The following is a 360-nucleotide window of genomic DNA, read 5'->3' as shown; positions in this document are numbered from 1 at the left end:
ACCGTAGGACGGGCGGTCGTCACGACGGAAGCCACCACGGTCCCCGCCACGATCTCCGCCACGGTCGCGGTCGCCGTAGGAGGGACGGTCGTCCCGGCGGTAGCCACCCCCGCGGGAGTCACGGGACTCACGACGGCCCGCGCCGCCAGCGCTGTGGGGGCCGTCGCCGGAGCGGCGCTCCGGTCCGTTGGGGGGGTATGCCATTGGGGTGACTCCTGTCTGGACTGCGTGAGGCCTTGCGGTGCCGGCAACGCGTCAACCGCGCACCAACACTCATTCTCCCGCACTCGGCGAGTGGCCGCTCACGGGGTGACATACGAAAAAAGCCGGGGCCCCAGCTGTTCACTGGGGCCCCGGCTG

General features: G+C 71.7%; 1 pseudogene. It reads right to left on the bottom strand.

Going from position 1 to position 360, the window contains the following annotated elements:
• Positions 1-204 (bottom strand): annotated as a pseudogene (locus TR50_RS49280) (hypothetical protein); the annotation flags it as partial.
• Positions 205-360: the final 156 nt, after the last annotated feature.

Origin of the sequence: Streptacidiphilus anmyonensis (assembly GCF_000787855.1) — a bacterium.
GTDB lineage: Bacteria > Actinomycetota > Actinomycetes > Streptomycetales > Streptomycetaceae > Streptacidiphilus > Streptacidiphilus anmyonensis.
The sequence above is the reverse complement of the archived record's forward strand: the minus strand, read 5'-3'. Positions and strand labels throughout refer to the sequence as shown.